Here is a 26,766-nt window from a genome sequence, read left to right on the forward strand (position 1 = left end):
CGATGTGACGATCTTGACGTTCTGCTGCCCGAGCCGAACGGAGACGACGTGAAACCGGTGTGGCAGGTGCTGGCCTGGACCAGCGGGGCGGTCGGTGCGGCGATCACCGGCGCCGCCGTCGGCGTGGCCGCGCACAGCACGAGGAGCGGCGCCCGCAAGGACGAGGACATCGAACCGCTGGGCAGACTGCGCCCGGACCGCCAGTCCACGGTCGCCGCCGACGACGGCGTCCCGCTCGCGGTGCAGGAGGTCCTGCCCGCCGACGGCGGAAAGCCGGACCTGACCGTGGTGTTCGTGCACGGCTTCACCCTGAACTCGCGCGGCTGGCACTTCCAGCGGCGCGACCTCCCCGCGGTGACCAAGCCGAGGCTGCGGCTGGTCTTCTTCGACCACCGCAGCCACGGCGAATCCGGGCATTCCAGCAAGAAGACCTCGACCATCGAGCAGCTCGGCCACGACTTGGACGCCGTGCTGCGCGCCGCCGCCCCGCGCGGCCCGATCGTGCTGGTCGGGCACTCGATGGGCGGCATGACGATCATGGCCCTGGCCGAGCAGCGGCCGGAGCTGTTCCGCGACCGGGTGCGCGGTGTGGCGCTGCTGGGCACGTCGGCCGGCGCCGTCGGCGCCTCCGGGCTGCCCCGGCCGTGGTTGTCCCGGGCGAACCCGGTGCCGCGCGGTCTGGCCATCCTGTCGGACCTGCAGCCCGGCCTGGTCGAGTGGACCCGCAAGATCGGCGACCGGCTGGCCTGGTCGGTCATCCGCGCGGTGTCCTTCGGCGACCGCAAGACACCGCGCAACGTGGTGGACCTGATGGCCGAGATGATCGGCTCCACGTCGGTGGAGGTGGTCACCGACTTCCTGGAGACGCTGGCCATGCACGACCGCAAGGAAGCGCTGGCGGCGCTGCGCACCTGCGAGGTGCTGGTGCTCAGCGGCGACGCCGACAAGCTCACCCCGTTCTCGCCGCACGCCGAGGTCATCGCCGAGGCCCTTCCGGACGCGCGGCTGGTCAAGGTCGAGGGCGCCGGCCACCCGGTGATGATGGAGCGGCCCGACCTGGTCACCGGGGAGCTGGAGGCGCTGCTGCGCCGCGCGTACCGATCCAAGCCGCAGAAGGGAACCGGGAGTTGAGCGCTGCGCTGAGGACCGTCGAGCTGCCCGCCGAGGACGACACCCTGGAGTTCGGCCGCCGTCTGGGCGCGGTGCTGCGCGCGGGCGACCTGATCCTGCTGGACGGGCCGCTCGGCGCGGGCAAGACCGTGGTGACCCGCGGCATCGCCCGCGGCATGGGGATCTCGGCGCCGATCACCTCGCCGACCTTCGTGATCGCCCGGGTGCACCACCCGGATTCGGGCGGGGTCCCCGCGCTGGTGCACGTAGACGCCTACCGGCTCGGCGGTCTGGAGGAGATCGACGACCTCGACCTGGACACCGACCTGGACACCGAGGCCGCGGTGGTCGTGGAGTGGGGCGAGGGGCTGGCCGAGCGCCTGGCCGAGGACTACCTGCTGATCCGGCTGCGCCGCCGGGAGGACGACGTTCGGGAGCTGACCCTGGAGCCCCACGGCTCGGGCTGGGGCGAGCGGATCGAGCGCGGTCTGGCCTGAAACCGCACGTTCCCCGGGCGCGGGGTCTCAGGCCGAACCGCTAGGCGCTGAGCTCGGCGGCGAGGTTGCTGGCCAGGCGTTGCATCAGCGGGATGACCTCGTCGGTGGCGATGCGGGTCATCCGCCCCTCCGGCCCCGAGATGGAGATCGCCGCCCCCGCCGGGGCACCCGGCACCGCGACCGCGAAGCAGCGCACGCCGACCTCCTGCTCGCCGTCGTCGATGGCGTAGCCGCGGGCGCGGATGCGTTCGAGCTCGGCGTGCATCTCCTCGACGGAGGTGATGGTGTTCTCGGTCTGGGGCGACATCGTGGTGCGCGAGAGCACCTGCGTGACCTCGTCGGTGGGCATGGTGGCCAGCACGGCCTTGCCGACCGCGGTCGCGTGCGCGTCCACCCGGCGGCCCACCTCGGTGAACATCCGCATCGAGTGCGGCGACGGGGCCTGGGCGACGTAGACGATCTGCTCGCCGTCGAGCACCGCCATGTTCGCCGACTCCCCGGTGACCTCGGTCAGCTCGGCCAGGTACGGCCTGGCCCAGGAACCGAGGGCCCGGCTGGCGGTCTCGCCCAGCCGGATCAGCCGCGGCCCCAGCGCGTACCGGCGCGAGGGCTGCTGGCGGGCGTAGCCGTTGTTGACCAGGGTCCGGATGATCCGGTGGATCGTCGGCAGCGGAAGACCGGACTTCTCGGCCAGGTCGGACAGCGCCACCTCGCCGCCGGAGTCGGCCATCAGCTCGAGGAGCTCGAAGGTGCGCTCGACCGATTGCACGCCACCGCCCGCGCGCTGTGGGCTCGTGGTCATAGTGGCTCCCTCTCCCGGCATCAGCCGAAGTTTAGTCCGGCTTCGGTGTTCAAGCTCATGTTGCCTCGAACGCAATGTGGAAACTAACATCCACGATGCAGAATTTCATGGAGATGTTCATCGCGCCGCCGCGAGCTCTTCCGCTGCGCGGTCCAGGGCAGCGCGGCAGGGTGAGTCATCAGCCACCGCCTTAGATCCGGCAGCAGAAAGAGGTGGACGATTCATGTCCGAAACGGCAGGGGTGCAGGTCCTCGGGGGCGCCGTCGAGCGCGGGGACGAGATCCTCACCGCCGAGGCGCTGGAGTTCGTGGCCGGGCTGCAGCGCGCCTTCGGCGGTCGGCGCGATGAGCTGCTCGAGCGGCGCGCGCAGCGTCGCGCCGAGGCCGCGCGCAACGGCCGGCTCGACTTCCTCGAGGAGACCAAGCACGTCCGCGAGGGTGACTGGCAGGTCGCGCAGCCGCCCGCCGACATCGCCGACCGCCGCGTGGAGATCACCGGTCCGACCGACCGCAAGATGGCCATCAACGCGCTGAACTCGGGCGCGAAGGTCTGGCTGGCCGACCTCGAGGACGCCAACACCCCGCACTGGGAGAACGTCGTCGGCGGCCAGGTCAACCTCTACGACCTGGTGCGCAAGCAGATCGAGCTGCACACCCCGGAGGGCAAGTCCTACACCCTGCGCGACGACGTCACGCACGCGGTGCCGCTGGTGCGCCCGCGCGGCTGGCACTTCGACGAGAAGCACGTCCTCGTCGACGGCGAGCCGGTCGTGGCCGCGCTGGTCGACTTCGGCCTGCACTTCTTCCACAACGCCCAGGAGCTCATCAACCGCGGCAGCGGCCCGTACTTCTACCTGCCGAAGATGGAGAGCCACCTCGAGGCGCGGCTGTGGAACGACGTGTTCACCCACGCCCAGAAGGAGCTCGGCGTCCCGCACGGCTCGGTGCGCGCCACCGTGCTGATCGAGACCTACCCGGCCGCGTTCGAGATGGAGGAGATCCTCTACGAGCTGCGCGACCACTCCGCGGGTCTCAACGCCGGTCGCTGGGACTACCTGTTCAGCGTCATCAAGACCTTCCGCGACTCCGACCAGTACATCCTGCCGGACCGCAACTCGGTGACCATGACCGCGCCGTTCATGCGCGCCTACACCGAGCTGCTGGTGCGCACCTGCCACAAGCGCGGTGCGTTCGCCATCGGCGGCATGGCCGCGTTCATCCCGACCAAGGACGACTCCAACGCCGCGGCGATGGAGAAGGTCCACGCGGACAAGAAGCGCGAGGCCGGCGACGGCTTCGACGGCTCCTGGGTCGCCCACCCCGGCCTGGTGCCGATCTGCTTCGAGGAGTTCGACGCGGTCCTCGGTGACAAGCCGAACCAGATCGACCGCAAGCGCGAGGACGTCGACGTCACGGCCGACCAGCTGCTGGCCGTCTCCGAGACGCCGGGGGAGAAGACCCTCGACGGCCTGCGCGGTGCGGTGGACGTCGGCGTCCGCTACATCACCTCGTGGCTGGGCGGCAACGGCGCGGCCGCGATCCACAACCTGATGGAGGACGCCGCCACCGCCGAGATCTCGCGCTCGCAGATCTGGCAGTGGCTGCACAACGACGTCACCCTGTCCAACGGTCAGCAGGTCACCCTGGACCTGGTGCGCGAGACGCTGGCCGACGTGGAGAAGTCCCTGCGCAGCGAGACCGGGTTCCCGACCGAGAACCTCTCGCAGGCAGTGGAGCTGTTCGAGCAGGTCGCGGTGGCCGACGACTTCGTCGACTTCCTGACCCTGCCCGCATACGCTCAGATCGACTGAGCGGTCCGTTCGGGGGTGCCGGTTCTTCCGCCGGCACCCCCGTTTTCGCGTTGAGGGGAGTTCGAAGTGGCCGAAACCTCGTTGGATCACGCCGAAGTCAACCGCCTGCTGAGCCGTCTGTCCGGTGTGGACGAGAAGATGGCGAGCAGGTACCCGGGCGCGCGGCCGGTGCGGCAGCCGGTGCACACCTGCTACGTGCCCGCGGACAAGGTCGGCTCCGGGGTGCTGGACGAGTGGGGATCCGCGGCGCTCGCCGCGCTGGACTCGCACGCCGCCACGCCCGCGGCGCTCGCCGCGGTGCTGGAGATCCCCGGTGAGATCGCCGAGGCCGTGCACCCGCGGGTGCGCGCGAAGCTGACCTCCGCGCCGGTGGAGGACCTGCGGATCGATTTCGAGGACGGTTACCTCGCGCCAGCCGGGGCGGCCGATCCCGATGCCGTCGAGGACGCCGACGCCGAGCGCACCGCCGGGGTCGTGGCGGACTGGTTGCGCGACGGCGCCGCCCCGGCGTGCTTCGGGCTGCGGGTGAAGTCCTTCGACACCGCGCAGCTGCGCGCCCGCTCGGTGCGCACCCTCGACGTGTTCCTGACCGCGCTGCTCGCGCGGTGCGGCGAGCTGCCCCAGGGGCTGGTGCTGACCTTCCCGAAGGTCGTCGACGTCGCGCAGGTCGAGGTCTTCGTCGAGGTCCTCGCGCTGGCCGAGCGCCGGTTCGGGCTCGCCGGGGGCTCGCTGCGCTTCGAGATCCAGGTGGAGACCACTCAGTCCATCGTGGACACCGAAGGCCGCTTCGCGCTGCCCCGCTTCCTGGCGGCCGGGGCCGGCCGGGTCAGCGGGCTGCACTTCGGCACCTACGACTACACCGCCTCCTGCGGGCTGACCGCCGCGCACCAGCACCTCGCGCACCGGGCCTGCGACTTCGCGCGGCACGCGATGCAGGTCGCCGCCGCGGGCACCGGGGTCTTCCTCTCCGACGGCTCGACCAACGTGCTGCCGGTGGGCGAGCAGGTCGAGCACGGCTGGCGGACGCACTACCAGCTGGTCCGCCGGTCCCTGGAGCACGGCTTCTACCAGAGCTGGGACCTGCACCCCGCGCAGCTGGTCACCCGGTACGCGGCGGTGTTCGCGGCCTTCCGCGACTCCGCCCCGGCCGAGGCCGCGCGGCTGGCGGCCTACACCTCGTCGTCGGGCGGGGCGGTGCTCGACGAGCCGGCCACCGCTCGGGCTCTGGCGGCCTCGTTCGTCCGGGCCCTGGACAACGGGGCCACCGACGCCGAGGAGGTCAAGGCGATGACCGGGCTGGCCGAATCCGAGCTCCGCTCGCTCGGGCGGTTGTGACGGCGCGGCGCCGATGACCGAGAAGTCCCTGCGCGCCTCGGTGCGCAGGGACTTCTTCGCTCGGGCGGGCCCGGACGCGGCGGGACCTCCCTTGCGCTCCGAGGTTCGGCGTGCGGGGATGGGAGCCGTCGAAGAAGGAGGGCGAACATGCGGATCCGGGGTGCTGTGCTGCAGGAATGCGGCAGGCCTGGTCCTTGGGAATCGACGGAGCCGATCGCGGTGACCGAGCTCGATCTCGGCGAGCCGGGCCCCGGCGAGGCGCTGGTGCGCCTGGAGGCCGCCGGGGTGTGCCACTCGGACCTGTCCGTCGTGGACGGCAACCGGGTGCGGCCGACGCCGATGCTGCTCGGCCACGAGGCCTGCGGGCGCATCGAGAAGGTCGGGCCGGGCGTCACCGACGTCGCCGAGGGGCAGCGGGTCGTGCTGTTCTTCGTGCCCCGCTGCGAGGAGTGCGAGGCCTGCCGGACGGGCGGGAAGCGGCTGTGCACGCCCGGTTGGGCCGCCAACGGCGCGGGCACCCTGCTCTCCGGCGCGCGCAGGCTCAGCTGGAGCGGCCAGGAGGTGCACCACCACTGCGGCGTCTCCGGGTTCGCCACCCACGCCGTTGTCGACCGGCACTCGATGGTCCCGGTCGACGACGACATCCCGCCGGAGATCGGCGCGCTGCTCGGCTGCGCGGTGCTCACCGGCGGCGGTGCGGTGAAGAACGCGGCCGCGCTGCAGCCGGGCGAGGACGTCGCGGTGGTCGGCGTCGGCGGGGTCGGCATGGCGGCGGTGCTGGTCGCCAAGGCCCTCGGCGCGGGCAGCGTCACCGTGGTCGACCCGCTGGAGGCCAAGCGGACCCGGGGTCGCGAGCTCGGCGCCACCGGCGCGCTCAGCCCGGACGAGGCGGTCTCGGCGGGGCACAAGTCGGCGGTGGTCATCGACGCCAGCGGCAACGGGAAGGCCTTCGAGACCGCCGTCGAGATCACCGCCCCTGCGGGCCGCACGGTCTCGGTCGGCCTGCCGTCCCCGGAGGCCCGCAGCGCGATCTCGCCGCTGGCCCTGGTGAGCGAAACCCGCACGATCATCGGCTCGTTCCTCGGTTCGGGCCTGCCCAGCGCCGACATCCCGGAGTACGCCGAGCTCTACCGCGCGGGCAAGCTCCCGGTCGACCAGCTGGTCTCCGGCAGGGTCGCCCTCGACGAGATCAACCGGGCCATGGACGAACTGGCCTCCGGCCGGGCCATGCGCCAGGTCGTGACCTTCTAGCTCGCCTGATCATCGCTCCTCGTCCCGCTGCGCGATGCACACTGGGCGAGGAGCGATGGAGGGATGAGCATGGACGAGCAGCACGACGTGGCGGAACGGCTCGCGAGCAAGCTCGGCGAGCGCGAGGTCTTCGGCGAGCCGGTGCAGCAGGGCGGGACCACGCTGCTGCCGGTCGCCAGGGTCCGCGGCGGCGGGGGCGGAGGCGGCAACGCCGAGGAGGGCCTCGGCGGCGGTTTCGGGCTCAACGCCGAGCCCACCGGGGCGTTCTCGATCTCCGCCGGCGGCGCGGTGGCCTGGCACCCGGCGGTGAACGTCAACCGCATCGTCCGGGGCGGGCAGCTGGCCCTGGCCGTGGTCGCCATCGGCTGCGCGATCGCCCTCCGCCGCCGCGACTGACCCGCCCAACCCCGACGACGCCTCCACTCACCCCACCCCGATTGGCCTCCCATTCGGGCCCCCGATTGGCATGCTTTTCGGGGTACCGATTGGCATGCTTTTCGGGGGTGCGAATCCGAGGGTTCTCGGGGATCGATCGGGGTGGGGGTGCGTTGGGTCAGGTGCCGACCGTGGCCGGGTCGAGGCCGGACCAGTCGGCGAGCCGGGCGGAGACCTCGTCGACGGTCGGGCGGGATGCCGGGTCGGGCTCCAGGCAGGAGTCGACCAGGGTCGCCAGGACCTCGGGCAGGTCGCAGCAGGTGCCCAGCGGGGCGGCCGGGTCGTGGCGCTGCGGGTAGTGGCGGCTGCCGCCGCTGGTGCGTTCCCGGTGCGACGCCTCGGCCCACGGGGTGGTGCCGGACAACGCCTCGTAGAGCGTCACGCCCAGGCCCCAGACGTCGGCGGCCGGGGTCATCCGCTCGCCCGTGGCCTGCTCCGGGGACAGGTAGTCGAAGGTGCCCGCCGTGCTGCGCTCGCCGATGCGGCAGACCAGGCTCAGGTCCAGCAGCACCGCCCGGCCACCCGCTTCGACCACATTGGACGGTTTGACGTCCAGGTGCACCCAGTTGTGCCGGTGCAGGTAGGTCAGCACCGAGCACAGCTGCATGCCCAGCACCGCGGCGTCGACCGGCGGCAGCGTGCCGTGCTCGGCGATCAGGTAGCCCAGCGTGCACCCGGGCAGCGTCTCGGTGATCACCACCGGGCGGTCCGGGTTGTCGTTGCGCACGATCTCGTAGCCGCGCACCAGGTGCGGGTGCGCCAGCTGGGTCAGCAGCACGCCCTCGTTGCGCAGCCAGCAGACCGCGCGCTCGTCGGCGGCGCGCTCGGGGCGGAGTGTCTTGGCGATGCAGCGGCAGGACCGCTGCTCGCTCCACACGTCGTAGACGTCCAGCCGCCCGCCCCGGCGCAGGTGCGCCACCACCCGGTAGCCGGGCGCCAGCGCTTCCCCCGGTGCGAGCACCGGCCCGGGCGGTCCCCAGGTCTGCTCGGGCTGGTCCGAGTAGTAGGAGCTGGCGGACTCGATCAGCGCCGCGCGTTGCTCGTTCACGATCAGCTGTCGCTGCGCTTGCGCCGGTGGTGCCCGCCGCTGCTCGATCGCTTGCGCCGGTAGTGCCCGCCGCTGCTGGAGTCGTGCCGACGCCGGCGACCGCCGGAGCCGGAGCGGTCGTGGGAATGGTGCTTGGCCGGGGTCACCATCTTGAAGAGCTTGGACAGATCCATCGCACGCACACTCCTGGGACGGCGTTGTCATGTCGAGGGGACGACGTCATTGTTCCCGGATTCGCGCGTGCGGTCGAGCGGTTTCGGACCAACGGCCGAACACCGCGGGCGGGAGCGGTCGAAAACCGCTCCCGCCCGCGGCGTCCCGGTTCACAGCGGCTGGGTCGCGGCAGCCGCGGCGTCGACGACGCCGTACCCGTAGATCGGGTCGAACATCCCGCGCGTCCCGAGGATCGGGGTTCGCGCGGTGTCCATCAGCGCCCGCTCGACGCCGTCGGCGTCGCGGCCCTGCGCGCCGAGCAGCGCGGCGACGCCCGCCACCTGCGGGGCGGCCATCGAGGTCCCGGCCAGCGCGTCGTAATCGCCCTGGCCGCACTCCGGGGAGCCCGTGCCGCGCGGCACGGCGGACCACACGTCGGCGTCGCAGTCGCCCAGCGAGGACCCGCCGGGTGCCGAGACGGCCTTGGCGTCCGGCGAAACCCCGAGGTTGGAGTACACGGCGTGCATCTCGTTGGCGTCGGTGGCGGCCACGCACAGCGCGCCCTCCTCCCACGCCGGGGTGTCGCACAGCGGCGAGGTCTCGTTGCCCGCCGAGGCCACCACGACCACACCGCGCTCGCGGGCGTAGGCGATGGCGTCCTTGGCGGCCGATTCCTGGCCCAGCAGCGTGAGCAGCTGGGTCCCGGGAAGGGCTCCGACGCTGAGGTTGATCACGTTCGCACCGTGGTCGGCGGCGTAGCGGATGCCCGCCCCGATGTCGTCGAACGATCCCGAACCGTTCTCCAGCGCCTTGATCGGCATGATCCGCGCGTCCGGCGCGACACCGGCGATGCCGGTGCCGTTGCCGGTGCTGGCCGCCGCGATCCCCGCGACGTGGGTGCCGTGCACGTCGGGCTCCTGCCCGACGCCGTCGGCACCCCGCCAGTCGCCGTCGCCGCAGGGCGCGGGGCCCCCGCCGCAGGCGAACGTGGCTCCCGGGACGAGCTTGCCCGCGAACTCCGGGTGACCGAGGTCGACACCGGTGTCCACCACTGCGATGACTTCACCGGCGCCGGTGCTGCTCGCCCACGCCTCGGGGGCGTGGATCTGCGCGAGGCCCCACTGCTTGTCGCTGAGCGGGTCACCGCCTGCGGCGGTGGCGGTGGCTTGCGAAGCCAGCAGTCCTAATCCGATCACGCTCGTCGTGATCAGGGTCCGCATCCGCATTGCGTCTCCCAACGGTTGGCATCCGACCGGATCAACGAGCTGGACCGGATGTGGTTTCCCGCACAACAGTCGCAGCGGCCGTTCGCCGAGCGAAGTTCCATCGCATGGCGCAGCGCGAACGGTTCGAGATTGCGATTCGGTGACGCCGAGACCGTGGAACTAGGACGTTTCCGTCTTGCGGGCGTGGAACAGGAGGTTCAGCGCGAGCGCGGCGATGCAGCCGGTGCTGATGCCCGAGTCCAGGACGGTGCGCAGGGACTCCGGGAAGCCCTCGTAGAACTCGGGTGCCACCACCGGGATCAGCCCGATGCCCAGCGCGCCGGCCACGATCAGCGAGTTGCGCGCGTCCCCGAGGTCGCAGTTGCTCAGCGTGCGCACCCCGCTGGTGGCCACCGAGCCGAACAGCACCAGCGCGGCGCCGCCGAGCACGGGCTGCGGGACCAGCGAGACCACGGCTCCGGCGATCGGGAAGAGGCCGAGCACCACCAGCACGCCGCCGCCCGCGGCGACCACGTAGCGGCTGCGCACCCTGGTCAGCGCGACCAGGCCGATGTTCTGCGCGAACGCCGAGCAGGTGAAGCCGCCGAAGACCGCCGAGATCGCGCTGCCCGCGCCGTCGGCGCGCAGACCCGCCGCGATGGTCTTCTCGTCGGCGGGGCGGTCGACGATCTCGCCGAGCGCGATCATGTCCGCCGTCGACTCCATCATCGCCACCAGCATCACGATGCAGATGGAGATGGTGGCGGTGATGCTGAACGAGGGCGCGCCGAGCTCGAAGGGCACCGGCAGGTTGAACACCGGGGCGGAGCCGAAGGTGGAGGTGTCCACCAGCCCGAAGGGCAGCGCGAGCAGGGTGCCGCCGAGCAGGCCGATGAGCAGCGCGATCCGGTTCCAGAAGCCGCGCAGGAAGCGGTTGAGCAGCAGCACCAGCACGAACGTGAGCGCGCCGACGACGATCTTGCCGGTCGCCGCGTAGTCCGGTGCTTCGGAGTCCTGACCGGCGATCCACTTGATCGCCACCGGCATCAGCGACAGCCCGATCAGCGTGATCACGGTGCCGTTGACCACCGGGGGGAAGAACCGCACCAGGCGGGAGAAGTAGGGCGCTGCGACGAAGGCCAGCAGGCCTGCGATCAGCACCGATCCGTAGACCACGGACAGCGGGTTCCCGCCGCTCTGCTGGGCGACGATGGCCAGGATGGGGGCGACTGACCCGAAGGTGACGCCGTTGACGAACGGCAGCCGGGCACCGATCTTCCAAACGCCCAGCGATTGCAGGATGGTCGCCAAGCCCGCGGTGAACAGGCTGGCGCCGATGAGAAGGGTGAGATTGAGGGGGGAGAGGCCGATTGCTTCGCCGACGATCAGCGGCGGCGCGACGACGCCCGCGTACATCGCGGCGACGTGCTGCACGCCGTAGGCGAGCATTCGAGTCGGCGGGAGGACTTCGTCCACCGGGTGGACGGTTTGGTGGTCGGTCTGGGCTGCCATAGCCAACTCCAATGTTGTCGCCAGGCGGGTTCTGTCTTAGACCACTTTCGCCACTCGTCTTTTGGATTGTGTTTTTAACGTGTTCCCAACATGTTTCGTGTGGGAAACCGTGCAATGTGGAGGATCCCGATTCCGTCGGGGCGGGAGCTCCGTCGCTCCCGCCCCGACCCCCAGGGGTCAGAACTCCGGCGTGGTGTACCAGGCCATGGGCTCGTCCTCGACGTCGTCGCGCTTGACGGTGCCCTCGATCAGGCCGTACGGGCGGTCGGCGGCGTAGAAGACCTCGTTGTCGTTCTCCAGGCCGCAGTAGGACAGGTCCACCAGGAAGTGGTGCTTGTTCGGCAGCGACAGCCGGACCTCGGCGAGCTCGGGGTGCGACTCCAGCGCCGCCTTGCCCATCGCGTAGAGGCTCTGCTGCAGCGCGAGGCTGTGCGTGGTGGCGAAGGCCTGCATCAGCGAGGCGCGGATGTCCTCGAAGCTCTTGCCCCAGTCGACGTCGGTGTGCCGGTAGCGCCAGCGGGCGCTGACCGCGGTGGCCAGGATCCGGTCGTCGGTCTCCGGCAGCGTGGTGTACTCGTCCTTGGGATAGCCCCAGAACTCGGAGCCGGTGGACTTGAGCACCACCAGGTCCTTGAGCCCGGAGACCACGTGCGCCCGGTCGCCGTCGATGGTCACCGCGGTGGTGCGCTTCTCCTCGCCGGTGCGGCTGAAGGAGTGGTCGTGGCCCTCGCCGTCGACCGGGATCCGCTGCCAGCCGGCCTCCTCGACGAGGATCCGGGCGCCGTCGATGCCCTCGGCGGTGGAGGTGAAGTGCCTGCCCAGGCGCAGCGCGAAGTCCTCGATCTCGCCCACGCCGTGCTTCTTGGCGAAGGCGAACGCGGTGTTCTTCTGCGTGTCGGTCGGCAGCACGTTGCTGTTGTCACCGGTGAGGTGCGCGGCGTCGAGATCGCCCCGCAGCGCGCTGCTCACGGTGAGGTCCTTGATCGAGTGCCGCGGCGTGCTCCGGTCGACCGCGACCAGGTGGACCTCGGCCTTGCCGTACTGGTTCGGGCCCATGACGATGCCCATTTCAGCTCCCTCGGTAGGTGGAGTAGGCGAACGGGCTCAGCAGCAGCGGGACGTGGTGGTGCTGAGCGGGGTCGGCGATGCGGAAGGTGATCGAGACTTCGGGGTAGAAGGTGTCCACCCGCTGCGCGGCGAAGTACTCGCCGGTGGCGAAGGTCAGCCGGTAGTCACCTGCGTCGAGGTGATCGGGGCCCAGGTCGCCGATGCGGCCGTCGGCGTTGGTCACGCCCTGGGCCAGCTCGGTCCCCCCGGCGGTCTCCAACCGGACCGCGATGCCCTCGGCGGGCTTGCCGCGCGCGGCGTCGAGGACGTGGGTGGTCACGGCGCTCATTCGTCGATCACCTTCTCCAGGCGGAGCCGGGCGATCTTGCGGAGTTCCGCCGCGACGATGCCCAGTTCCGCTTCGGGGTCGTTGTCCAGCCGGGAACGCAGGATCTCCAGCAGCTCCGCGCCGCTGCGCCCGGAGGCGCACACCAGGTAGACGTGCCCGAACCGGCGTTCGTACTCGGCGTTGGCGGTGCGCAGCTGCTCGGCGAGTTCGTCGCCGACACCGGCCTGCTCGCTGCGGGAGAACTCCGCGTCCTGGTCCGCGCCCCGCGCGCGCTCGCCGATGCGCGGGTGCGCGGTGAGGGCGCGATGGATCTCCTCGGTGGTGAGCTCCGGCGCGGCCTTCTCGGCCGCCCGCAGCGCCTCGTCGGAGGTGGCGAAGGGACGGGCTGCGGCGATGTCCTCCGCCCAACGCGGCACGTTCAAGCAGGTCAGAAGCCTGCTGACGAGCTCGTCGTGGGAGAGGGTGTTGAGGTCGGGCATCGGGCCTCCCCGGCGTGGCGTTCGGTGTGACAGAAGCTACGACCGGACCCGAGGGGTGTCAACACTTTGTTGAAACTACCTGGTCAGGAGTTGTCCCTGTTGAGGTAGTTGTAGACGGTGAAGCGCGAAACGCCCAGCGCCTTGGCGACCGTTTCGACGGACTTCCGCATGCTGAACGCGCCGCGCTCCTCCAGCAGCCGGACCGCCTTCTGCTTGTCCGCGCGCGGCAGGTCCGGCAGGTTGCCGCCCAGCTCGGTCTCCACGGCGCGGATCAGCCGGTCCAGCGCGCTGGTGAGCTCCTCGTCGGGCACCCGCACCGCCACCGCGGGCGCGCCCTCCCAGTCGAGCACGATGTCGGTCGGCCGCCGCTGCTCCAGCGGCACGGCGGTGGCGCCGATCCGCTCCAGCAGCGGGGCGATCGCCTCGGCCAGCGGGTGCATCTCAGGATCGTCGGTCATCGGCGGTCACCTGCAGCGTGATCCGGGTGGCGCCCGCGTCCAGGGCCCGGTCCAGGACCTCGGCCAGCGCGGGCAGCAGCGCCTCTCGTTCGGCGGTGATGGCGGTGCCCAGCGGACCGAAGTCCGGTTCCAGGCCGGCCTCGGTGAGGCAGTCGCGAGCGACCGCCGCGTGCTCCGGCGGTTCTCCTTCTCCCTCGAAGGGTTCTGTGGTGAACTCGGCGTGCAGGATCATCGGCGCCACCTCCTGAGGACAAACCGTATCCGTTGCGCCCTCACGAGTCTTGGTGAACCCGTTGACCCCGGGTCTTCCGGTGGATAAGAGTTTCAGCACCCGTCTTCGAACTCGTAGCGCGGAGGTGCGCGCGGCTGCCCCGGCAGCCGCGCGGCACGCCGGGTCCGGCTGCTCGCACCGCCTCGCAGGACGAGATCCGAAAAACCATTCGCCACGTAGGAGAGAACGCGTTGCCTGGTCCCGTACTGATCGCGCCGGACAAGTTCAAGGGCTCGCTGACCGCGCCCGAGGTCGCCGAGGCGGTGGCCGCCGGGATCCGCGCCGAGCGGCCCGACGTCGAGATCCGGCAGGCCCCGATGGCCGACGGCGGCGACGGGACCGTCGAGGTGGCGCTGGCCGCCGGCTTCTCCCGCATCCCGCTGCGCGTGAGCGGGCCGGTCGGGGATCCCGCGGACACCGCGATCGCGGTCGACGGCGAGACCGCGGTGGTCGAGCTCGCCTCGGCCTCCGGTCTCTCGGCGATGGACCCCGACGACGAGCTCGAACCGATGGCGGCCTCCAGCGACGGCACCGGCGAGGCGGTGCTGGCCGCGCTGGACGCGGGCGTGCGGCGGATCGTGCTGGGCGTCGGGGGCAGCGCCTGCACCGATGGCGGTGCCGGGATGCTCACCGTGCTCGGCGCTCGGATGCTCGACGAGCTCGGCCACCCGATCGCGCCCGGTGGCGGACCGCTCGCGCGGGTCGCCGAGGTCGACCTGTCGGGCCTGGACCCCCGGCTGTCCGAAGTGGAGCTCGTCCTCGCGTCCGATGTGGACAACCCGCTGCTCGGCGAGCGCGGCGCCGCGCACGTCTACGGCCCGCAGAAGGGCGCGACCCCGGAGCAGGTGCGGCTGCTCGACGAGGCGCTGGGCGCGTTCTCCCGGGCGATGCTGGCCGCCGGTGGCCGCGACGTGGCCGAGCAGCCCGGAGCGGGCGCGGCGGGCGGCGTCGGGTACGCGGCGCTGGCCGCGATGGGCGCGACCATGCGTCCCGGCGTGGACATCGTCCTCGAACTGGTGGGCTTCGACGAGCAGCTCGACGGCGCCGGGCTGGTCATCACCGGCGAGGGCTCGATCGACGAGCAGACGCTGCACGGCAAGGGGCCCGCGGGAGTCGCCGCCCGCGCCGTCGCGGCCGGCGTGCCCGCGGTGGCCGTGGCCGGTGTCTGCGACCTGCCCGAGGCGCGCCTCGCCGAGGCGGGCTTCGGCTCCGTGCACGCCCTGAGCGCCCTGGAGCAGGACCCCCAGCGCTGCATGACCGAAGCGGCCTCCCTGCTCACCACGCTCGGCCGCGACATCGCCAAGCTCCACCTCTGAGCGGCGGGGGCGCGGTGCCCTTCTCCCACCAGAAGTCCCATCACGCGCGGGAGGGCACACCTGGCGGAAGAAGGGCACCGCCCCCGCGCTACTCCTCGGACGGGCGGCGCAGCAGCAGGGCGATGATCGTGCCCAGCAGGACGGCGATCACGCCTCCGCCGACCGCGTAGAACCACGGCATCAGGGAGGCGCCCTCGGCGCCCCTGGGCGCCGGGGCCACGTTGAGGTAGTAGCCGCCGCCGGTGGTGTGCCCGTCGTCGAAGGTGATCGTGTACTTCACCGTGTGGAGCCCCTGCTTCAGCGGCTCCATCCGGACCGAGAGGTGGTTGCCCGACACGTCCGGCGAGCCGCTGACCAGGTTCGTGCCCGCCGAGTCGCGAACCTCCACCTTCGCCGAGCCCGCGAGATCGCCGGCGAAGTCCATCTCGATCCGGTCGACCCCGGCCTGGGCGGTCTCGCCCGGACCGGGGTCCGCCCGGCTCAGCCCGCTGTGCGCCTGGGCGTGCCCGGGGAGCACCAGCAGCGCGGTCAAGGCCGTGCCGAGGGTGGTGCTCAGAAGTCGGCGCATGCGACTCGGTTGTCGGAGAACTCGGCCGGGTGCACCACCAGGGACTTCGCGTCCGCGGGCCGGTCGTTGTTCGCCGTGGTCATCGCCTTGCCCTGGGCGTCGGCGGTGAAGACCAGGTGGACCTCGTTCGGCGGGGTCTCCGCGCCGTTCGGGTCGAACTGGAAGTGGCCGCCGCCGTTCTCCTGCGAGCAGGGCTTGGCGTGCAGGTGCGACTTGTACTTGCTGCCGGGCTTGAGACCGGTCATCTCCACCGTCACGGTGGTGCCGCCCTGGTGCGTGGCCAGGAACGCGGTGCCCTTGGCGCCGTCCAGGCCCGGCGGCCGCGTCGGCAGGAGCTTGAGCTCGCCGGTGCGCAGGTTCGCGCCCTCGATCGTGTCCGCCCGCGGCAGGGTGGGGTCGCCCATGTTCATGGACTCGTGCTGCCCGGCCTGCTCGTGCTGCCCGGCCTCGTGCGGAGCGGGCTGCTGCGTGGGCTGGTCGTCGGTTCCACCGCCGCAACCGGCCAACGCCGCGCAGGCGGCCACGGCCGCCACGACGGAGCTGCTGCGACGGATGTTGCTTCGAAGTGTCATGCCCTCATCAAACTTCGTCCGCTGTGGATGCTGCTCGCGCAGCGGTGGCCGGGCCCCCGACGGCCCGGCCACCATCCGGAGGACCCGCGGGTGCCGACCCGGAACCCGCGGGAAACCCGCTTACCAGAACCAGCCGGAGTTGGTGTTCTCCGCGGCCTGCTTGATGGCCTGCCGGATGCGGCCGTAGGTGCCGCACCGGCAGACGTTCTCGATCTTATCGATTTCCTCGTCGGTGGGTTCGCTCTTCTCGTTGAGCAGGGCCACCGCCGTCATGATCTGCCCGGGCTGGCAGAAGCCGCACTGCGCGACGTCGTTGTCCAGCCAGGCCTGCTGCACCGGGTGCAGCTCGTCTCCGTCGGCCAGCCCCTCGATGGTGGTGACCTCGGTGCCCTCGGCGTCCTGGATCTTGACCATGCAGGTCTGGACTTCCTCGTCGTCCTGCAGGCAGGTGCAGGCCCGGCAGACCCCGACGCCGCAGCCGTACTTCGGCCCCGTGATGCGCAGCTTGTCCCGCAGCACCCACAGCAGGGGCATGTCCTCCGGCGCGTCGACCTCGACGTCCTCGCCGTTGACGGTCAGTTGGTAGGAAGGCAAAGCAGCTAACTCCTTCGAGGCGAAGAGCTCAGTGGTTGACCGGGAAACTGCGCGGCCGGGTACCGGTGGCCTTGGCGTAGGCGGTGGCGATCGCGCCCGCGGCGACCGGCACCCCGAGCTCGCCGACACCACCCGGGTCGCCGGTGGTCGCGGGCATGACCTCGATGCCGAGGTCGCGCGGCGTGTGCCGCTGCCGGGCCCAGAGGAAGTCGCCGTAGCTGCCCTCGCGGACCGCGCCGTCGTCGATGTGGATGCTCGCCCGCAGCACGGTGGAGATCGCGTCGACCAGACCGCCCTGCAGCTGCGCCTCGACGCCGCGCGGGTTGATCGGCTGGCCGACGTCGGCCACCACTCGCGCCTTGGTCACCCGCGGGTTCTCCGGGTCGCTAGCGTCGACCTCGACCAGGCAGGCCGCCACCGAGCGGTACTCCTCGTGCACGCAGATGCCCTGCGCCTTGCCCTCGCCGGTGGAGCTGCCCCAGTCGCCGTTCTCCATGACCTTGCGGAGCACGGTCTTGGCCCGGTCGCTCTTGAGGTTGTCCATCCGGAACTGCGCGCGATCGACCCCGGCCTGGTCGGCGAGCTCGTCGACGACGAGCTCCTCGGCGGTGCGGAAGGTCGCCGAGTGCACCGAGCGCCAGCTGCCGGTGTGCACGCCGTCGAGCTGCAGGTCGTTCAGCGAGATGGTGGTGACCCCGAAGTCGTAGGGCACCGCCTGGGTGAGGTTGAAGTACAGCTGGCTGGCCGGCAGCTTGCCGACCTCGGCCTGGACCACCGAGGAGGTCAGCAGGTCGCCGAGGCCGTGGGTGAAGTCCACCTGCACCGTGGACATCTTGTGCGCCCAGGACTGCACCGAGCCGCCGCGCGCCGAGGCGCGGATGCGGTGGTGCGAGGCGGGCCGCATCCGGCCGTGCCGGGTGTCGTCGTTGCGGGTCCAGAACAGCTTGATCGGCTTGCCGACGGCCTGGGAGACCTGCGCGGCCTCGATCGCGGCGTCGTGGAACAGGTGCCGGCCGAACGAGCCGCCCGCGCGGGTGACGTTGACCTTCACCGAGGTCAGCGGCATCCCGATGGCCGCGGCGATGTCCTTCTGCGCGGCGACCGGGGACTGCGCGGGCGTCCAGATCTCGGCCTGCCCGCCGGAGACGTCGGCCACCGCGTAGTTGATCTCCATCGGTGCGTGGCTGACGAAGGCGAAGTCGAAGGACTCGTCGATCTCGCCGTCCTCGGCGCTGTCTCCCAGCGTGTCGCCGAGAGTTCCGGTCATCTCCGCCAATTGGGACTTGACGTCCGAATCGGACTGGCCGGCCAGCGGGCCCTGCTTCCAGGTCACCTGGAGCTTCTTGGCCGCCTCCATGGCCTGCCAGGTGTAGTCCGCGACGACCGCGACGCCGGTGGGGACCTCGGCGACGGTCTGGAAGCCGGGCATGCTGCGCGCGGCGGAGTCGTCGAAGGACTCGACCTCGCCGTCCAGCGTCGGCGGGCGGACCACCACGGCCACCAGCGCGCCCGGGATCTTGATGTCCGAGACGTACTGGGCCTCACCGGTGACGATGGCCCTGGCGTCGTTGCGCCCGCGGCCCTTGCCGACCACCTCGAAGGCCGAGGCGTCCTTCGGGGTCGAGGAGACCGCCGGGGCCAGCACCTTGGCCGCCGCACCCGCCAGCTCGCCGAAGGTCGCCTTGCGCCCGCCGGGTCCGACGATCCCGGTGCCCTGCGCGGTGAGCTTGTCGGCCGGGACGCCCCACTTCTGCGCGGCGGCGGTGATCAGCCTCGCCCGACCGGCGGCGGCCATGTGGCGCAACGGGTTCCACAGCGTGCGGATCGAGGTCGAGCCCGCGGTGAACTGGTTCCAGACGAGCTCAGGGCGGGCGTCGGAGAGCTTGACCGCGATGTCGTCGACCCGGGCGCCCAGCTCCTCGGCGATGATCATCGCCACCGAGGTGTTGAGGCCTTGCCCGACCTCCAGCCGCGGCAGCTCGAAGAGCACCTTGTTGTCGCTGGTGAACTCCAGCTTCATCAGCGCGGTGGTGGGCGTGGTGGCCAGCACCATCACGTCGCCGAAGTCGGCGATCTCGGAGACCGGGGGAAGCGGCAGCTGCGCGGAGACCGGGCCGGGGGCGGCCGCGGCCTCCCCTTCCATCGCGAACCGGGTCGCGATGGTCAGCGTCGGGGCCGCGGCCAGGTAGGCCAGGAATCGACGCCGACGCAGCCCGGAGGGCGGAGCGGATTCTTCCGCTGCGTCGGTGACGGGGTGAACCATCCAGAACTCCTCTCGCATCGGCAGACCCATTGCCGACCGGAACCCATTCACCGAGCGGAAAAAGGCGTGCCGACGTAACCAAACAGGTCAACACAAAACTCACCCGGCTCAGCGGGGCGCGAAAGGCCCGCGCGATGAGGGGCGGCATCGCGCAGCGATGAAACAATCTGGTCACCGCGGCAAAGCGCGTGGCGACATTCGTCGGCGCTTCTGATCTCTGGTGACCAGAAGTGTTGGAAGGTAACTATCCGGGCCTAGTTCGCTTCCTCTGCGTCGGGGAATTCCGTGCGTGAAAGTCGGGCAGACCGGGTTTCTCCGGTCATCGCGGCGAGAGCCTACCCGAGGGTAGGCAGTTGCCTGAATCGCCCCAACGGAAGCGTTTTGACTACTCCGTTCGGCCTAGAGATGCGGGCGTTCGGGCAGGGTGAACACCGGGTGACCTTCATCGAAAGGTTTCGCGGCCGAGTCGGATTCGGACATGGGGAATGCGAATAAAACCCGCACAGTGCGGTCTGCTAACGTTCCCGCCGACACAGCTCGACCAGCGTATATAACAATCGAGTCGATGGATCCTTATCACGTTGACCGCGTATGGGTGCGGTCCTAGGCTGCTGCGGCATCTGGCACGCAGGCGTCTCTGCGGATTTTTTCGACGCATCTCACCGATCCTGGAACGTTTCAAGATTGCGGGATCGGAACCGAATTCCTGACCGCGGGCCAACCAACGGAGAAGGTGTGAGACGAGGTCCATGTCAACGCTGAAACGCCTCTTCGCCTCCGGCAGCATCCAGTCGCGGCTACTCGTCATCGCGCTCGTGCCGAGCATCGCGGCGCTGCTGGTGGGCGTCGGCCTGTCCGGCTACCTGGTCTACCAGGGCCTGAGCGTGCACAGCTTCGTCAGCAAGCTCGCCGACGCCAAGGAGCCCTCGGCGCGGTTCCTGTCCGACGTCCAGGACGAGCGCCAGCTGACCCTGGTCTACCTCAGCGGTCGCAGCGACCGCGCGGCGCTGGACGACGCCCGCGCCGACACCGATCGCTCGGTCGACGAGATGAGGACGGTCGTCGACGAGTTCGCCAGCGCGGTGCCGGACGAGGCGCGCGAGGAGTTCGACGAGTTCCGCACCCAGATGGGCGCGCTGCGCGAGGTCCGCCAGCAGGTCGACACCGGACCCGCGGAGCTGGACCCGGTCTACAACTTCTACAACGAGCTCATCGACGCCTACAACATGAGCTTCCGGACCTACATCCGGTACGCCCCGGATGCGCAGGTCTCCTACGAGTCCGGCGTCTCCTCCGACCTGCTCGACGCCGCCGACGCGATGGCCCGCGGGCACGCGCTGGCGCTGGGCCGCACCTCGGTGGGCATGACGCCCACCCAGTACCACGAGTACGCCCACCAGATCGGCGCCTTCCACGACAACCTCAACTCGCTGACCCCGCGAATGACCCCGCAGGAGCAGCAGGAGTACGAGGCCCTGCAGAAGCGCTCGGCCTGGAAGCGGGTCGACGCGGTGCAGGACGCCATGGAGGTCGCCGGCGGCAAGGCCGCCGCGGGCGAGGTCATCACGGTCCCGGTCAGCACCGACGACTGGATCAGCGCCTCGCACGACCTCGCCCAGGAGCTCAACGCGCTGTCCACGTCGCACTACGGCTACGCCGTCTCGCTCGGGGAGACCGTCGCCGCCGAGACGATGGGCGCCTCGGCGATCACCGGCTCGATCATCGTGCTCATCGCGATCGTGGTCTTCCTGGTCGCGCTGCGCCTCTCCCAGCTGGTGGTGCGGCGGCTGACCCGGCTGCGCCGGGAGACCCTGGCGCTGGCCGAGCGCGAGATGCCCAGCGTGGTCGCCCGCCTGCGGGACGGCAAGCAGGTCGACATCGAGCACGAGGTGTCCTGGTTGGACTTCGGCCGGGACGAGATCGGCCAGGTCGCAAGGGCTTTCAACAAGGCGCAGATGGCGGCGATCAGCGCGACCGTGCAGGAGGCCGAGACCCGGCAGGGCGTCCGGTCGGTGTTCCTCAACATCGCGCACCGCAGCCAGGTCATGGTGCACCGGCAGCTGCAGGTGCTGGACAAGGCCGAGCGCAAGCTGGAGGACCCCGACCAGCTGGAGCTGCTCTTCCAGCTCGACCACCTGGCCACCCAGTCCCGCCGCAACGCCGAGAACCTGATCATCCTCGGCGGGCAGCGCCCGGGCCGCCAGTGGCGCAACCCGGTCCCCCTGCACGACGTCGTGCAGGGCGCGGTGGCCGAGACCGAGCTCTACGCCCGGGTGGACATCGGTTCGGTGCCCGACGTCTCGGTGCAGGGGCGCGCGGTGGCCGACCTGGTGCACCTGCTGGCCGAGCTGGTGGACAACGCCACCTCGTTCTCCCCGCCGGAGTCGCACGTCGAGGTGCGCGGCAACGTGGTCGGCAAGGGCGTCATCGTCGAGGTCGAGGACCAGGGCATCGGCCTGGAGCAGGACAAGCTCGACGAGCTCAACCGGATGCTCGTCGACCCGCCGGACTTCTCGGTGATGGCGCTGTCCGAGGAGGCCCGCATGGGCCTGTTCGTGGTGGCGCGGCTGGCCTCCCGCCACGAACTGCGGGTCACGCTCCGCGAGTCCGCCTACGGCGGGGTGCGCGCGGTGGTGATGATCCCGAACTACGTGGTCGCCGAGCGCGGTCCGCAGACCGACCGCTCGGACCGCGACGCGGACACCGGGCAGCTGCCCGCCGTTCCCGGCGAGACCGAGCGCCTCAGCGTGCCGCGCAAGCGGCAGCTCACCGGCAGGCTCGACCCGGACGAGTCGCCGGACCCGATCGGCCCGGACAGCCCGATCACCCCGCACAACCCGGTGGGCCAGATGCCCGACCTGCCGGCCAAGCCGCGGGGGCAGCAGCCGTCGGTCCCGCAGCCGCGGCCGGCGCAGCCGAACCAGCAGCCGCAGCAGCAGCGGTCGGCGCAGGGCCCGCGCCCGCCGCAGCAGGTGCCGGGGCTGTCCACCCAGCTGCCCAACGTGCCGGCGGAAGACCGGCCGAAGAAGAGCACTTCCGGCGCACCCCCGGAACCCGACTGGAACGGGACGCCGAAGAAGGCCGGGGCCGTCGCCAGCGACGGACTGGCCCCCGCGGGATCGGTGGAAAAGCCACCGCTGCCGCAGCGCAAGCGCGGACAGAAGGCGAACCTCGCCGCCCCGCTACGTGCGCAGCTCGACCAGGGAGGCAACGCCGAGACCACCGGCAAACCGGCTGCCGAAAGCGGACCGCCGAGCACGCCGGACCGGTTCCGCAACAACATGACCGCCTTCCAATCGGGCACCAAGCGAGCGCGCAGCGACGACACCGGTCGGACTGCGCGGCCAGGAGGAAACGAGGCATGACGCTCAAGGCTTACAGCAAGGAAGTTGACTGGCTGCTCAACGATCTCGCGCAACGACTGGCGGGAGTGGACAAGGCCGCGCTGCTGTCCTCCGACGGTCTGCTGCTCGGGCGGACCAGGGACCTCGCGCAGTCCGACGCCGAGCACCTGGCCGCGGTCGCTTCCGGGTTCCAGAGCCTGTCGAAGGGGGCGTCGCTGCACTTCGAGGGCGGCGAGGTCTACCAGACCGTCGTGGAGATGGCGAACTGCTTCCTGATGGTCACCGCGGCCAGCGAAGGGGCCTGCTTGGCGCTGCTGGCCTCGGCGGACTCCGACCTCGGCATGATCGCCTTCGAGGCGAACCGGATGGTCACCCGGGTCGGCAACTACCTCAGCTCCGCGCCCCGAAGCGCCGCTGACGTGTGAGCGCCATGTCCAGCGGCCGAGGATGGTTCGACGAGGACGCGGGACCGGTGGTGCGCCCGTACGCCATGACCCGCGGGCGTACTCGTGCCACGAGCTACGAGCTGAACCTGGTCACCCTCGTGGTGGCGCGCCAGCCGGTGCCGCCGAACGCGCGCGGGCTCTCGCCGAACTACCGGCGGGTGCTGGAGGCGTGTCCGACACCGGTCTCGATCGCCGAGGTCAGCGCGAAGGCCGATCTTCCGCTGGGCGTGGTGAAGATTCTGATCAGTGACCTGATCGAGCGGGAGTACGTGGTCTTCGGGCCGGATTCGTCCCCGGCGGGCGGCCTGAATCTCGACATGATGCAGAAGGTGCTGGATGGGATCCGCAAACTCTGAGCAAGTTTCCGTCAGCGCGGTCGCCGCGAAGATCCTCGTCGCCGGTGGGTTCGGCGTCGGCAAGACCACGCTGGTCGGGTCGGTCAGCGAGATCGTCCCGCTGCGCACCGAGGAGACCCTGACCGAGGCCAGCGAGGGCGTCGACGACCTCAGCGGCGTGGAGAAGAAGTCCACCACCACCGTCGCGTTCGACTTCGGCCGCATCACGCTGAGCTCGGACCTGGTGCTCTACCTGTTCGGCACGCCGGGCCAGGAGCGGTTCTGGTTCATGTGGAACGAGCTGGCCAACGGGGCGCTCGGTGCGATCGTGCTCGCCGACACCCGGCGGCTGGACAGCTGCTTCGCGGCGATCGACTACTTCGAGCAGCGCGGGCTGCCGTTCATCGTCGGGGTCAACTGCTTCAACGGTTCGCAGATCTACAACACCGACGAGGTCCGCCAGGCCCTCGACCTCGACGACCACACCCCGGTCCTGCTCTGCGACGCGCGCAGGCGCGACTCCAACAAGGAGCTGCTGACGACCCTGATGGAGCACGTCATGGCCGTCACCCGCGCTCAGCAGCAGGCCGGCGTGTAGCGGGAACGGGAAGGCCTCTTTTCATCAGAAGTCCCCCTGAGCGCTCCGTGCTCAGGGGGACTTCTGATGAAAAGAGGCAACGGCACCTGCCGCGTCGACCAGCCCGCGTAATACTCGTGACCAGCGCTGACGTACTCTGAGTAACCGTGCTCGTCATTGCGCTGGACACCTCGACCCCCGCGGTCACGGCCGGGCTGGTCACCACCGACGGCGGGCGGTCTCGCGTGCTCGCCGAGCGCGTCGCGGTCAACCCCCGCGCGCACGGCGAACTGCTGATGCCGCAGGTGCTCGACCTGCTCACCGAGACCGGACGCACCTTCGCCGACGTCGGCGCGATCGTGGCCGGGATCGGCCCCGGCCCGTTCACCGGCCTGCGCGTCGGCCTGGCCACCGCGACCGCCCTCGGCCAGGCCAGGGGCATCCCGGTGCACCCGGTCGTCAGCTCGGACGCGATCGCCGCCGCCGCGGACGCCGACGGCCCGCTGCTGGTGGCCACCGACGCGCGCCGCAAGGAGGCCTTCTGGGCCGCCTACGACGGCGCCACCCGGATCGACGGCCCGCACGTGGCCAAGCCCGCCGACGTCCCCACCGGCGGCTACGAGGTCGCGGCCGGGGAGCTCGCCGAGTCGCTGGGGCTGCGGGTGATCGAACCGCGCTACCCCACGCCCGCCGGGCTGGTGGCCGCGGCCGACCTCGACGCCGACCCGGAACCGCTGGTCCCGCTCTACCTGCGCAGGCCGGACGCCGCCGAGCCCGGCAAGCGCAAGACCGTGCTCACCGGGGGATCGACGTGACCGCCGAGGCCACCGAGGTGCAGGTGCTCAAGCTGCGCCGCAGCGACGTGCGCCGGTGCGTCGAGCTGGAGCAGGCGCTCTTCCCCGGCGACGACCCGTGGTCCGAGCACGCCTTCCGGTCCGAGCTCGACCACGGGCACCACTACTTCGGCGCCTACCTCGGCGAGCGCCTGATCGGCTACGCGGGCCTGGCGGTCAACGGCCGTCCGCCGCACGCGGAGGCCGAGGTGCACACCATCGCCGTCGACCCGGCCTTCCAGGGGCGCGGCGTGGGCAAGCAGCTGCTGGGCAGGCTGCTGGCCCGCGCCGACGAGCAGCGGGCGACCACCTTCCTCGAGGTGCGCACCGACAACGAGCGCGCCATCGAGATGTACCGCAAGCACGGCTTCGACGTCGTCGGCCTGCGCAAGCGCTACTACCAGCCGTCCGGTGCCGACGCGCACACCATGCGCAGGCCCGCTCAGGAGCAGTCATGACCGATCGGATTGTTCTCGGAATCGAGAGTTCCTGCGACGAAACCGGTGTCGGCTTCGTCCGGCTGTCCGACGACGGCCGGGTCGAGCTGCTGGCCGACGCCGTCGCGTCCAGCGTGGACGAGCACGCCCGGTTCGGCGGCGTGGTGCCGGAGATCGCCAGCCGCGCGCACCTGACCGCGATGGCGCCGACGATGCGGCGGGCGCTGGACGAATCCGGCCTCGCCCTGTCCGATGTGGACGCCGTCGCGGTGACCGCGGGGCCGGGACTGGCCGGTGCGCTGATGGTCGGCGTCGCCTCGGCCAAGGCCTACGCCAGCGCGCTGGACGTCCCGCTCTACGGGGTCAACCACCTCGGCGGGCACGTCGCGGTGGACACCCTGGAGCACGGCCCGCTGCCGGAGCGCTGCCTGGCGCTGCTCGTCTCCGGCGGCCACAGCCAGCTGCTGCTGGTCGAGGGCGTCGGCGAGAAGATCACCGAGATCGGCACCACGATCGACGACGCGGCGGGGGAGGCCTACGACAAGGTCGCGCGCATCCTCGACCTGCCGTACCCCGGCGGGCCGCCGATCGACAAGCAGGCCAAGCTCGGCGACCCGAACGCGATCGCCTTCCCGCGCGGGCTCACCGGGCCGCGCGATGCGAAGTACGACTTCTCCTTCTCCGGGCTGAAGACCGCCGTCGCCCGCTACGTGGAGACCGAGCAGCGCGCGGGCCGGGAGATCTCGGTGCCCGACGTGTGCGCGTCCTTCCAGGAGGCGGTGGCCGACGTGCTCACCGCCAAGGCGGTCCGCGCCGCGCTCGACCTGGAGGTGGGCACCCTGGTGATCTCCGGCGGCGTGGCGGCCAACTCGCGGCTGTCCGCGCTGGCCAGGGAGCGCTGCGCGGAGGCCGGGATCGAGCTGCGGGTGCCGCGGCCCCGGCTGTGCACCGACAACGGCGCGATGATCGCCGCGCTCGGCGCGCACGTGCTGCGCGCCGACGCCAAGCCCTCGCCCCTGGACATGCCGGCGAACCCGGGTCTGCCGGTGGACACCATCGTCGTGCGGTGATCGCGCCCTCCTCTCATCAGAAGTCCTCGTGCGCTCGGGGACTTCTGATGCGGAAATGCCCTACCGGGGCAGCCAGAAGGCCTTGACGGTGGCCAGCAGCTCGCGGCGGGTGGCGCGGGCGTTGACCCTGCGCAGGCCGTCGGCCGCGGCGTCGTGCCCCACGCCGTAGGCGTCGATGCCGCGGCGGCGGCACAGCGCGATCGCGCGCCGCAGGTGGAAGCGGGTGCTGACCACCGTGAGCGCGTCGAGCCCGAAGTCCTGCGCGGCGGCCCGGCAGGACGACCAGGTGTCCACGCCCGACTCGTCGAGCACGATCGCCCGTTCCGGCACGCCCCGGTCGAGCAGGTAGTGCCGCATCACGGCGGGCTCGCTGTGGCCGCGGGACTCCGGTGAACCGCTGACGACGATCCGGCGAACCCCGCCCGTTCGGAAGAGCTGCAGCGCGACGTTCAGCCGCCCCTGCAGGATGCGGCTGGGGAGCCCGTCCCAGCGCACCCCGGCGCCGAGCACCAGCGCCACGTCGGTGGGCGGCACGTCGGAGGCGGTGCGGATCCGCCCGGCGCTGCGGGTCAGGACCCATCCGAAGGGCGGCAGGAGCGCGACGGCCAGCACCCCGATCGCCACCGAAACCAAACGCACGACCCGAAGT

General features: G+C 71.2%; 29 protein-coding genes. 14 read left to right on the forward strand and 15 right to left on the reverse strand.

Going from position 1 to position 26,766, the window contains the following annotated elements:
* Nucleotides 1–48: 48 nt before the first annotated feature.
* Together ACFQRI_RS10115 and tsaE are read left to right on the forward strand one after the other, a co-directional pair.
* Nucleotides 49–1,131: an alpha/beta fold hydrolase gene (locus tag ACFQRI_RS10115; RefSeq protein WP_380666970.1), complete on the forward strand. Its 1,083-nt coding sequence runs from the start codon at nt 49–51 to the stop codon at nt 1,129–1,131.
* On the forward strand, nt 1,128–1,607 hold the full coding sequence (gene tsaE, locus ACFQRI_RS10120) for a tRNA (adenosine(37)-N6)-threonylcarbamoyltransferase complex ATPase subunit type 1 TsaE (RefSeq protein WP_380666972.1): 480 nt from the start codon (nt 1,128–1,130) through the stop codon (nt 1,605–1,607). Before ACFQRI_RS10115 ends, tsaE begins: the two co-directional genes overlap by 4 nt.
* A gap of 40 nt (nt 1,608–1,647) precedes the next feature.
* Here the strand turns inward: tsaE and ACFQRI_RS10125 are convergent, their stop codons facing one another.
* Nucleotides 1,648–2,409: an IclR family transcriptional regulator gene (locus tag ACFQRI_RS10125; RefSeq protein WP_380666974.1), complete on the reverse strand. Its 762-nt coding sequence runs from the start codon at nt 2,407–2,409 to the stop codon at nt 1,648–1,650.
* Nucleotides 2,410–2,632: 223 nt separating this feature from the next.
* Between ACFQRI_RS10125 and aceB the strand changes: the two genes are divergently transcribed.
* The 4 genes from aceB (at nt 2,633) to ACFQRI_RS10145 (ending at nt 7,201) form a co-directional block, all read left to right on the forward strand.
* Nucleotides 2,633–4,219 carry a malate synthase A gene (aceB, locus tag ACFQRI_RS10130; RefSeq protein ID WP_380666976.1) on the forward strand — a complete coding sequence of 529 codons (1,587 nt, stop codon included), beginning with the start codon at nt 2,633–2,635 and terminating at the stop codon, nt 4,217–4,219.
* Between the two features lie 66 nt (nt 4,220–4,285).
* Nucleotides 4,286–5,554 (forward strand): DUF6986 family protein, encoded by a 1,269-nt coding sequence (locus ACFQRI_RS10135; RefSeq protein WP_380666978.1) that lies wholly within the window; start codon nt 4,286–4,288, stop codon nt 5,552–5,554.
* Between the two features lie 219 nt (nt 5,555–5,773).
* A complete protein-coding gene (locus ACFQRI_RS10140) occupies nt 5,774–6,805 on the forward strand; it encodes an alcohol dehydrogenase catalytic domain-containing protein (RefSeq protein WP_380666980.1) in 1,032 nt (343 codons plus the stop codon).
* Between the two features lie 63 nt (nt 6,806–6,868).
* Nucleotides 6,869–7,201, forward strand: coding sequence for a hypothetical protein (locus ACFQRI_RS10145; RefSeq protein WP_380666982.1), 333 nt, complete (start codon nt 6,869–6,871; stop codon nt 7,199–7,201).
* A gap of 157 nt (nt 7,202–7,358) precedes the next feature.
* Here ACFQRI_RS10145 and ACFQRI_RS10150 read toward each other — a convergent pair whose 3' ends face one another.
* The 9 genes from ACFQRI_RS10150 to ACFQRI_RS10190 all read right to left on the reverse strand — a co-directional run bounded on the left by ACFQRI_RS10150 (nt 7,359) and on the right by ACFQRI_RS10190 (nt 13,723).
* On the reverse strand, nt 7,359–8,288 hold the full coding sequence (locus ACFQRI_RS10150) for a serine/threonine-protein kinase (RefSeq protein WP_380666984.1): 930 nt from the start codon (nt 8,286–8,288) through the stop codon (nt 7,359–7,361).
* A gap of 2 nt (nt 8,289–8,290) precedes the next feature.
* Entirely contained in the window at nt 8,291–8,461 is a 171-nt protein-coding gene (locus ACFQRI_RS10155) for a hypothetical protein (RefSeq protein ID WP_380666986.1), read from the reverse strand.
* A 150-nt stretch (nt 8,462–8,611) separates the two neighbouring features.
* Entirely contained in the window at nt 8,612–9,667 is a 1,056-nt protein-coding gene (locus ACFQRI_RS10160) for a S8 family serine peptidase (RefSeq protein ID WP_380666988.1), read from the reverse strand.
* A 159-nt stretch (nt 9,668–9,826) separates the two neighbouring features.
* Complete coding sequence (locus ACFQRI_RS10165; protein ID WP_380666990.1) at nt 9,827–11,158, reverse strand: nucleobase:cation symporter-2 family protein; 1,332 nt, start codon at nt 11,156–11,158, stop codon at nt 9,827–9,829.
* Nucleotides 11,159–11,335: 177 nt separating this feature from the next.
* On the reverse strand, nt 11,336–12,226 hold the full coding sequence (pucL, locus tag ACFQRI_RS10170) for a factor-independent urate hydroxylase (protein ID WP_380666992.1): 891 nt from the start codon (nt 12,224–12,226) through the stop codon (nt 11,336–11,338).
* Nucleotide 12,227: 1 nt separating this feature from the next.
* Nucleotides 12,228–12,554, reverse strand: a complete 327-nt coding sequence (gene uraH / locus ACFQRI_RS10175) for a hydroxyisourate hydrolase (protein WP_380666994.1) — start codon at nt 12,552–12,554, stop codon at nt 12,228–12,230.
* On the reverse strand, nt 12,551–13,033 hold the full coding sequence (gene uraD / locus ACFQRI_RS10180; protein WP_380666996.1) for a 2-oxo-4-hydroxy-4-carboxy-5-ureidoimidazoline decarboxylase: 483 nt from the start codon (nt 13,031–13,033) through the stop codon (nt 12,551–12,553). Before uraD ends, uraH begins: the two co-directional genes overlap by 4 nt.
* A gap of 83 nt (nt 13,034–13,116) precedes the next feature.
* Nucleotides 13,117–13,491: a helix-turn-helix domain-containing protein gene (locus tag ACFQRI_RS10185; protein ID WP_380666998.1), complete on the reverse strand. Its 375-nt coding sequence runs from the start codon at nt 13,489–13,491 to the stop codon at nt 13,117–13,119.
* Nucleotides 13,475–13,723 (reverse strand): thiamine-binding protein, encoded by a 249-nt coding sequence (locus tag ACFQRI_RS10190; protein WP_380667000.1) that lies wholly within the window; start codon nt 13,721–13,723, stop codon nt 13,475–13,477. Before ACFQRI_RS10190 ends, ACFQRI_RS10185 begins: the two co-directional genes overlap by 17 nt.
* Before the next feature lie 230 nt (nt 13,724–13,953).
* Between ACFQRI_RS10190 and ACFQRI_RS10195 the strand changes: the two genes are divergently transcribed.
* Nucleotides 13,954–15,078 (forward strand): glycerate kinase, encoded by a 1,125-nt coding sequence (locus ACFQRI_RS10195; protein ID WP_380667002.1) that lies wholly within the window; start codon nt 13,954–13,956, stop codon nt 15,076–15,078.
* 88 nt (nt 15,079–15,166) lie between these two features.
* Here ACFQRI_RS10195 and ACFQRI_RS10200 read toward each other — a convergent pair whose 3' ends face one another.
* The 4 genes from ACFQRI_RS10200 to ACFQRI_RS10215 form a co-directional block, all read right to left on the reverse strand.
* Complete coding sequence (locus ACFQRI_RS10200; RefSeq protein WP_380667004.1) at nt 15,167–15,646, reverse strand: copper resistance CopC family protein; 480 nt, start codon at nt 15,644–15,646, stop codon at nt 15,167–15,169.
* Nucleotides 15,631–16,218: a hypothetical protein gene (locus ACFQRI_RS10205; RefSeq protein WP_380667006.1), complete on the reverse strand. Its 588-nt coding sequence runs from the start codon at nt 16,216–16,218 to the stop codon at nt 15,631–15,633. Before ACFQRI_RS10205 ends, ACFQRI_RS10200 begins: the two co-directional genes overlap by 16 nt.
* Before the next feature lie 120 nt (nt 16,219–16,338).
* Complete coding sequence (locus tag ACFQRI_RS10210) at nt 16,339–16,812, reverse strand: (2Fe-2S)-binding protein (protein WP_380667008.1); 474 nt, start codon at nt 16,810–16,812, stop codon at nt 16,339–16,341.
* A gap of 28 nt (nt 16,813–16,840) precedes the next feature.
* On the reverse strand, nt 16,841–19,075 hold the full coding sequence (locus ACFQRI_RS10215) for a xanthine dehydrogenase family protein molybdopterin-binding subunit (protein ID WP_380667010.1): 2,235 nt from the start codon (nt 19,073–19,075) through the stop codon (nt 16,841–16,843).
* Between the two features lie 749 nt (nt 19,076–19,824).
* On the opposite strand from ACFQRI_RS10215, the gene ACFQRI_RS10220 reads away from it, so the two are divergent.
* From ACFQRI_RS10220 to tsaD, 7 genes are all read left to right on the forward strand, one after another.
* Nucleotides 19,825–22,440 carry a sensor histidine kinase gene (locus tag ACFQRI_RS10220; RefSeq protein ID WP_380667012.1) on the forward strand — a complete coding sequence of 872 codons (2,616 nt, stop codon included), beginning with the start codon at nt 19,825–19,827 and terminating at the stop codon, nt 22,438–22,440.
* Nucleotides 22,437–22,844: a roadblock/LC7 domain-containing protein gene (locus ACFQRI_RS10225; protein WP_380667014.1), complete on the forward strand. Its 408-nt coding sequence runs from the start codon at nt 22,437–22,439 to the stop codon at nt 22,842–22,844. The genes ACFQRI_RS10220 and ACFQRI_RS10225 overlap by 4 nt, the downstream gene beginning before the upstream one ends.
* 47 nt (nt 22,845–22,891) lie before the next feature.
* Nucleotides 22,892–23,221: a DUF742 domain-containing protein gene (locus ACFQRI_RS10230; protein ID WP_380667016.1), complete on the forward strand. Its 330-nt coding sequence runs from the start codon at nt 22,892–22,894 to the stop codon at nt 23,219–23,221.
* A complete protein-coding gene (locus ACFQRI_RS10235) occupies nt 23,202–23,798 on the forward strand; it encodes a GTP-binding protein (protein WP_380667018.1) in 597 nt (198 codons plus the stop codon). The genes ACFQRI_RS10230 and ACFQRI_RS10235 overlap by 20 nt, the downstream gene beginning before the upstream one ends.
* Before the next feature lie 146 nt (nt 23,799–23,944).
* Nucleotides 23,945–24,592 (forward strand): tRNA (adenosine(37)-N6)-threonylcarbamoyltransferase complex dimerization subunit type 1 TsaB, encoded by a 648-nt coding sequence (tsaB, locus tag ACFQRI_RS10240; protein ID WP_380667020.1) that lies wholly within the window; start codon nt 23,945–23,947, stop codon nt 24,590–24,592.
* Between the two features lie 17 nt (nt 24,593–24,609).
* Entirely contained in the window at nt 24,610–25,068 is a 459-nt protein-coding gene (gene rimI / locus ACFQRI_RS10245; protein ID WP_380667318.1) for a ribosomal protein S18-alanine N-acetyltransferase, read from the forward strand.
* Complete coding sequence (gene tsaD / locus ACFQRI_RS10250) at nt 25,065–26,117, forward strand: tRNA (adenosine(37)-N6)-threonylcarbamoyltransferase complex transferase subunit TsaD (RefSeq protein WP_380667022.1); 1,053 nt, start codon at nt 25,065–25,067, stop codon at nt 26,115–26,117. Before rimI ends, tsaD begins: the two co-directional genes overlap by 4 nt.
* Nucleotides 26,118–26,177: 60 nt before the next feature.
* Here the strand turns inward: tsaD and ACFQRI_RS10255 are convergent, their stop codons facing one another.
* Nucleotides 26,178–26,756 carry a SanA/YdcF family protein gene (locus tag ACFQRI_RS10255; RefSeq protein WP_380667024.1) on the reverse strand — a complete coding sequence of 193 codons (579 nt, stop codon included), beginning with the start codon at nt 26,754–26,756 and terminating at the stop codon, nt 26,178–26,180.
* Nucleotides 26,757–26,766: the final 10 nt, after the last annotated feature.

This window comes from Saccharopolyspora griseoalba (genome assembly GCF_042665275.1).
In the GTDB taxonomy this organism is placed as follows: domain Bacteria; phylum Actinomycetota; class Actinomycetes; order Mycobacteriales; family Pseudonocardiaceae; genus Saccharopolyspora; species Saccharopolyspora griseoalba.